Source organism: Pseudoalteromonas sp. Cn5-37, assembly GCF_021532495.1.
GTDB lineage: Bacteria > Pseudomonadota > Gammaproteobacteria > Enterobacterales > Alteromonadaceae > Pseudoalteromonas > Pseudoalteromonas simplex.
The window spans coordinates 1-2,215 of sequence record NZ_JAKGBA010000078.1; the positions used below are offsets into that span (position 1 = coordinate 1).

General features: G+C 36.5%; 4 protein-coding genes. 2 read left to right on the forward strand and 2 right to left on the reverse strand.

Annotated features, from left to right (window positions below; all coding sequences use genetic code 11):
• Positions 1 to 124 precede the first annotated feature (124 nt).
• The gene (locus L1266_RS22095; protein WP_138558875.1) at positions 125 to 634 is read right to left on the reverse strand and encodes a hypothetical protein; all 510 of its coding nucleotides are present in this window, start codon (positions 632 to 634) and stop codon (positions 125 to 127) included.
• A 183-nt stretch (positions 635 to 817) separates the two neighbouring features.
• On the opposite strand from L1266_RS22095, the gene L1266_RS22100 reads away from it, so the two are divergent.
• Positions 818 to 1,390 (forward strand): hypothetical protein, encoded by a 573-nt coding sequence (locus L1266_RS22100; protein ID WP_055022518.1) that lies wholly within the window; start codon positions 818 to 820, stop codon positions 1,388 to 1,390.
• A 35-nt stretch (positions 1,391 to 1,425) separates the two neighbouring features.
• Here the strand turns inward: L1266_RS22100 and tnpA are convergent, their stop codons facing one another.
• The gene (tnpA, locus tag L1266_RS22105) at positions 1,426 to 1,821 is read right to left on the reverse strand and encodes an IS200/IS605 family transposase (RefSeq protein ID WP_063528636.1); all 396 of its coding nucleotides are present in this window, start codon (positions 1,819 to 1,821) and stop codon (positions 1,426 to 1,428) included.
• A 38-nt stretch (positions 1,822 to 1,859) separates the two neighbouring features.
• Between tnpA and L1266_RS22110 the strand changes: the two genes are divergently transcribed.
• A partial coding sequence (locus L1266_RS22110) for a helix-turn-helix domain-containing protein (RefSeq protein ID WP_235378355.1) occupies positions 1,860 to 2,215 on the forward strand: 356 nt, incomplete at its 3' end.

Genomic DNA, 2,215 nt, shown 5'->3' on the forward strand with positions numbered 1-2,215 from the left:
TATTCATGCTGTTGTGTGGTAACAAGCCTAATTGCACGTTCACGAAATTCTGATGTATAGCGATTTGATTTTTTCATAGTTCCAGTTTCTCAAGTTATTGAGTCTCTGGCAAACACGGGGCGATTCAAATTTGAGGTTCTTTGATTTTATAGTCTGATATTGTCACTAGGTTAGATAATTTGCTTTGGATATCAGCAAAGAATTTATGTTCAAACACCTTTTCTTTGAGTCTTTTTTTCAATGATGATTGTTTTGTTTCGATGCCATTAAACAGAAATACTTCGTCATAAATCCTAATAGTATTCTCGTTAGCAATTAACTCTGGGCCTTCAGTTAACTCAAAAGTAGCCGTTGCATTGAGGGTGCTTAGCTCTTGCTTTAAGTTTAGCTCTTTAAGTTTTGCCCTTACATTTGGCAATAATTTATTGCCGCTTATAACATTCGTGTTGAGGTTTACTTTTGCTTGTTCCACAGCTTTTTTTTGAAGTAGATGCTCGATTACTTGTGCGTCGTACTCAGTGGTGTTACTTAGCGTTAAATTGACACTAACTTTTTCTGCACCATAAGCACTCCCGAGTGCATGGAATACAATCGATAGAAAAACCCCATTTGCTAGCGCTTTCAATGAATTCATTAAAACAATCTCCAATAGCTAAAACTATATTAATCATTTCATGAATTTCATTTCGCGCAGATGTTAAAAACAAAACTAAATATCAATTTTTTACAATAGGTTATGAAAAAATCTCATTGTATTTTTTATATTCTTACAAACCTGCATTCAATAATTTATACTTTTAACTTTGAAGGAGGATTTATGAAATTTGTATTTTTACTAGTCATTTTAGTATTGAGCCATAGTGCTCATGCAGCTGATACTGTGAGAGTTATCAAGTTTAAAACTATCGGCCTCACAGTAAATGAATACAACATTGTAGATTTGATACATAAAGAAGCAGCTGAAAAGCTCGGCGCTTATTTCATTATTAGCAATTCACAAGCAGGTGTATCAAGCTATAGCGAGAAGGCCCGCATTTTACGTCCGATATCGGTAAGTATTGTTGACTATAAAATCGAAGATAGTGAAATAATAGCGACCATACGCTATGAACATGCAGCTTTAGAGGTTGTAACGGAGAACTATAAGTTATACATGAGGAACAAGAAAGATATCGGAGAATTGGAAAACGATAAGATAATTGAATTTTGCCAAAAATTCTCATCAAACTCTTTAGAAATCGAGAACATTCTCTCTAACTCAGAACTTAACGATTCAACAGCCCCTTCAAAGGATGATGAGCTCCTAACACTATCAAAAGAGTCTGACTCTATAAGTCAGTTATTAATAAATGAATGTAATTTATCTAAACTCACCGAGAAAACCCCGTGATCAGAACAAAGTGATGTCGCGGGGATGAATAGGTGTCACCCCTGCTCTTGGATATATTTTCGTATAGTCTCTGCGCTTGCATTCCCTACAGAACACACAAAGTACCCATCAGACCAAAATGTTTTCTCTTTCCAAAATTGGTTTTTCAGATAAGGAAATGATTTCCAGATTTTAGCGGTTGTGGCTTGCTTAATCCTCCTTGCGTGCTGGCCTACTGAATATCGAGTGCCGATTGTAATCAGCATATGAATGTGATCTTTGTCTATCTCAACCTCTTCGATCCTAAAGTCAGATGATAGAGAAACATCGAAAACCGTTTTCTTAACAAACTCACCCAGCCTTCCGTTTAGCAGAGGTTTTCTGTACTTAACCACCAAAATTAAATGAAGCGAAATTAGATATTTGCAGTGAGATTTAGTTTCATATTCCATCTTGACAACTTGGCCTTATACAGTAGTCTATACAGTATATGAAAAAGACGCTCAGATACAACTACAGGCTAAACCCTACGCCAGAACAAGAAGTTAAGCTCATTGAGTTTGGTGCGATAGCGCGTGGCATTTGGAATCTGTTGTTGTCTGAAAATATGCGTCGTTATGAATACGATAAAACATTCCTGTTTTACAAAGATATGGCTTCTCTCCTCAAGGAAATTAAGCCATTCGAGGAATTTAGCTGGATTAAAGCGTTTGATTCTGCTGCTGCTCAGCAGGTTGCTCGCGACTTGGAAACAGCGATGAAGAATGCATTTTCTAAAGGTCGTTTGCAGCATTTTCCAAAGCACAAAGTTTCCTACAAAAGGAAGCGGCTTCACAATGATAGCTT